The organism is Stieleria sp. (genome assembly GCF_041595215.1).
GTDB lineage: Bacteria > Planctomycetota > Planctomycetia > Pirellulales > Pirellulaceae > Stieleria > Stieleria magnilauensis.
In genome coordinates, this window is the sequence record NZ_JBFHKV010000782.1 from 1 (window position 1) to 4,259 (window position 4,259).

Consider the following 4,259-nt stretch of genomic DNA (forward strand, 5'->3'; position numbering starts at 1 on the left):
ATCAATTTAGGACGAGGGGGAAACATCTGAAAACGCGACGCCTTCGATCTCGACAAGCAGTTCGGGCCGACACACATCCGCCACGGCGTAGATCGCCGGCACGGATCCAAACCGGGCTTCGCAAATCGATCGACATGTCTCGTAGTCCTGCGGACGTTTGACATACACACGGACTTTGGCCAGATCCGTCAACTCGGCGGCCAGCCCCGGCAGTCCATGATGTTCAAAGTTCGCTCCGCTGATCAAGTTTTCGATGTTGTCGATCGTCTGTTCGGTCTGCTTTTCGACGTCGCCCAGGTGAACGCTTTCCGAATCCAGGATACTGGCGGTGCCGGAGATCCAGGTGGTCACGTGGTCGCCGATCTTGACGGCCATGGCGCGCGAGAAGAGCGGGCTTCGGGGTGAAAACTTTCTCGCATAATCGAAGGCCGATGTCTGTCGCGGGTTTTCCAGGGGATGCAACGAAACGTCTTCACGATCGGTTTGCAGTCCGAGGCAACTGACCGTCAGACCGGGGCCGGCCATTCCGATCCCCGTACTGGCGGGGTAAAACGGATGTCCGTCGCGCGACGTGTTGATCTGCCCGACCGATTCGAGCCGCTGAAAGAATTCGGCGCGAGCCCGGTTGAGTTCTCGATACCGTTCGATCGGTTCTCCCGTCGGACGAGATTCCAGTTCGGTGATGCTGCCTTGGTACAACCAGATCCGACAAACGTCGTTGAAGCTGGCATCGACATGCTGCAAACGTTCGGCCAGTCGACGAAACGAGTCTGCCGATTCCTCGTACGCACTGGCGGCCTGCGGTGGAGACGTGATCCCGGCGACGTAGATCCAGCGGAGTCCATCGTAGGACACCGTGACCAGATCGGGTAACGGGAAATCAACCTGAACCCCTTCGCCGCCAAGGGCCCAGGCTTCGATCGCCAACGCCTGACCGTCACAGGGCGGTTGAATCACAAAACTGGTCGCCGGCACCCGGTCTCGGTAGGTCGCTTTGAACAACTCTTGAAACGTCGCGATGTCATCGGCCGAGCGGACAAAGACGGTTTGCTTCGTCAACGCCATCGGAACCGATTGTCGCCGCAGAATCTCGCGGATCGTCGAAACCGCCTCCCCAGCCTGGTCGATCGGAGCGCCGACGTTGGGCGGCGTGACCATCAATGCAATGCGTGTGACGTCGTCGAGTTGGACGAGACGGTGTTGCGGTTGGCTCATTAACATGTTGGTTTCATTGCCATTGGAAATGGTGACGCGACGGGGTCGCCGGGGGCGTGCATCGGCGTCAGGTTTGAAAGACGACACAGGAAACGTTGTCGCGAGCTTTGCGTTCCAACGCCGCGCCGATCAACTGATCGACGCATTCCTGCGGGTCAAAACAGCGGGCCATGATTTGTGCGATTTCGTGATCGGTCAGTTCGTCGGTCAGCCCATCGGACGTCAGCATGACGCGGTCGCCTATGCTGATCTGCGCCGAACGCAAACGGGCGCGTTGCTGCAATCCCTGCGCGCTGACACTGTTGGTGACGACGTGACGCCAGCGGTGAACCCGAGCCTGACGTGCATCGATGGAGCCCGCATCGACCAAGCCTTGGACCAGGGTTTCATCTTTGGTCAGTCGTGTCAGTGTGTTGCGATGCAGGAGATAGACGCGACAATCACCGACGTGACCGTAGTACATCCGGCCGCAATAAACGAACGCGACCGCCAGCGTGCAGCCCATGTGATCGTATTCCGGATGATCACTCACCGCACTCGACATTTCCCGCGTCGCACACGAAATGGCTTCCCGATAGACGGACTGGATCCCCGAGTAGGACAGTGAGTTTTGACGGGTCCTGCTCTGCCAAACCATCGGAATGGTTTCCATCGCAATCTGACTGGCCATCGCACCACCCAGGTGGCCGCCCATGCCATCAGCGACCAGATAAAACTGGCTCGGGTCCGATCGATAAAATCGGTCTTCGTTGTAATTGCGTCCGCCGCAAACCGACGCGCCCGCCGAACGGATCGCCAGTTCGAACCCATACTCGTCAGCACCGGAGTACGTTTCCGCAGATTTCGAAGCGAGATATCGCCGAACAATGGAAGTGGGCATCGCAGAGGTCCTTCAGACGGGGAAGGACACTCGTAGGTGCACGAATGGTGCCAGCTGAATCGATTGTGTCAAAGTAAATGGTGCGAACGTGAAATCATCGGAGTTTCACGCCCTGACAGATGCCGGCTGTGACATTTTGTCCAAATCATGATTCGGCTGCGAGCGAGCGGCACACGAAACCGAGAGGGCGCCGTTGTGAGGGCGTGCTCTGGGCCGTGCGTCAACGGCACAGAAAAGGTGCGGATCGGCGCGCGTCCGGCGCCCGGTCCACCGGTCGTGACCGGCATCGATTCACTCGTGCAACGCGGCAACGGGGCGTCGTCGTCCGATCCGATGAATCTCGCTCAGCGGGATCGACCGGACGTGCTTGGACGGGGGCACGATCGCATAGAGGCGGTCTGCGTCGACGATAAACTGCCATGGGTCGGCGATGACGATCGTTTCGCCACCGATCAACTGGACCGCGATCGTGGCGAACGGTGTCTGCCGCTGCAGCTGCCGGAGCATCCGGACATGTTGCTGTTTTTTCTCGCAGTTTGGCTGATTCATCGATCCAATCGGCAAAGATTCGACACGCGTCGGGCGAACCATCATTGTATCGTCCAAAGTCGCTGATGCTCCAAAACAATGACGGCGTGCGCCCGATTTCCAGCCCAAACCCGGCCTTGGTTTTGTCTGGGCAGATCCGGGCGTTAAGATGAATCATGGCGCGACCCACCTCTCCTGAAGGATACCCATGCGAAGCTTCCCCCCCAGTTTGACGCTTGCCGCAATTCTGATCGGATGCTGTGGCTGCGAAAAAAATCCGTTCGCCGGCACGTTCGGATCCGACACGTCCACTGCCAGCCAAGTCGAAACCGCCGAAGGGAGCTCCACCGAGGGGGACTCCGCGATCGCCATCGTCTCGGAAACGATCGGCGACGGCCGGCTGCGTCAGCGCCTGGGCGATCTCTTCGAACGTGTCTTGCCGACCTTGGAAGAGACCCGACAGTTGGTCGATCGACATGCCGAGCTGCCCGACAGTTCGGTGATCCCCTTCAAGCTGGACAAACAATCCAACTCCGCTCAGATCAACGAACTGCTCGACCAGGCGATCGTGGCGCTGAGCATTTCGGAGGTCAGTGACTACCGCCGCCGGATTCGCGAGGCCAACGAGGCCATCGCGCAGTCCCAGACCAACATTGCCGACTATCGTCGCCAGCGGGTCTCCGCGTCCTGGGCCAAGGATCAAAGTCAGCTCGACAAGGTCAACCCGTTTGAGCTTTCCAAAGAAGCCCTCGATGAGAGCATCGCCTCAGAGGAAGAGGAGATCGAACGCCAAAAAGCAATCCTGGTCAAACTGAAAAAGACATTCGCCGAGGAACTCTCAAAGATCGGTGTCGAAGTTGATCAAGAGGGGGTGGAATCGTTGCTGTCTTCGGTCTCGGGTGATGACATCGTCACGATGGCCGTCGTTTTCGACAACATCAAACACGTCACGGCGCAGCTTCAGGAACTGACCGAAGAAAGCGGCGAGGCGTTGGATGTATCGAAGCGGTACTACGGGATCTACGTCGTCATGATCCACGTGATGGATCGAATTCAAAAGACGTTCGTCCGCGACGTCCATGAAAAACACATCCCGAAACTCAACGAGTTTTCCGCCCAAGCAGAACAGAACATCAAACAGGCGCAAACGCTGATCAAGGTCAGCGGCGGTGACCGCGACGTCCTCGAGTCGAACATCGCCTCCAACGAGCTGACACGCCAGACCGCCAGCTTGTACATCGAATACCTCAAACGCAACGCGGCACTGATCGAAAAGGAAAACAAGCTGGCTCAAAAGAAACTGGCCACCGCCATGAACACCTATGACACCGTCAAACTTTCCAGCGACGTCGCGGCGCTGATGAACACCGGACGCCGTGATTTTGAAACACTGATGAAACTCAAAGTTCCCTCGCTCCGCGAATTCAACAACGAAGCGATTCGGAAAGAGTTTCAACGCATGACGAGCGAACTGCGAGCCGGGCGTTAGGAGTCTATCGCAGCTCAATTTCCGGGTAGTGGACGAGGCGACGAGTCCCCTGGCCAACGTAGTGGACGAGGCGACGAGTCCCCTGGCCAACGTAGTGGACGAGGCGACGAGTCCCCTTGGCCAACGTAGTGGACGAGGCGACGAGTC

4 protein-coding genes are annotated in these 4,259 nt (G+C 58.2%); 1 reads left to right on the forward strand and 3 read right to left on the reverse strand.

Annotated elements, in window-relative coordinates:
* Positions 1–6: 6 nt before the first annotated feature.
* From ABX749_RS24090 to ABX749_RS24100, 3 genes are all read right to left on the reverse strand, one after another.
* The gene (locus ABX749_RS24090) at positions 7–1,221 is read right to left on the reverse strand and encodes a Rid family hydrolase (RefSeq protein ID WP_372898239.1); all 1,215 of its coding nucleotides are present in this window, start codon (positions 1,219–1,221) and stop codon (positions 7–9) included.
* A gap of 61 nt (positions 1,222–1,282) precedes the next feature.
* Positions 1,283–2,095: a PP2C family serine/threonine-protein phosphatase gene (locus tag ABX749_RS24095; RefSeq protein WP_372898240.1), complete on the reverse strand. Its 813-nt coding sequence runs from the start codon at positions 2,093–2,095 to the stop codon at positions 1,283–1,285.
* A 291-nt stretch (positions 2,096–2,386) separates the two neighbouring features.
* Entirely contained in the window at positions 2,387–2,644 is a 258-nt protein-coding gene (locus ABX749_RS24100) for a hypothetical protein (RefSeq protein WP_145212298.1), read from the reverse strand.
* A 187-nt stretch (positions 2,645–2,831) separates the two neighbouring features.
* On the opposite strand from ABX749_RS24100, the gene ABX749_RS24105 reads away from it, so the two are divergent.
* Complete coding sequence (locus tag ABX749_RS24105) at positions 2,832–4,112, forward strand: hypothetical protein (protein ID WP_145212301.1); 1,281 nt, start codon at positions 2,832–2,834, stop codon at positions 4,110–4,112.
* The last annotated feature ends 147 nt before the right edge of the window (positions 4,113–4,259 follow it).

Excerpts from the sequence above, each read along its gene's own strand:
- ABX749_RS24100 (WP_145212298.1), bottom strand. The coding sequence starts at position 2,644 with ATGAATCAGCCAAACTGCGAGAAAAAACAGCAACATGTCCGGATGCTC.
- ABX749_RS24105 (WP_145212301.1), top strand. The coding sequence starts at position 2,832 with ATGCGAAGCTTCCCCCCCAGTTTGACGCTTGCCGCAATTCTGATCGGA.
- ABX749_RS24095 (WP_372898240.1), bottom strand. The coding sequence starts at position 2,095 with ATGCCCACTTCCATTGTTCGGCGATATCTCGCTTCGAAATCTGCGGAA.
- ABX749_RS24090 (WP_372898239.1), bottom strand. The coding sequence starts at position 1,221 with ATGTTAATGAGCCAACCGCAACACCGTCTCGTCCAACTCGACGACGTC.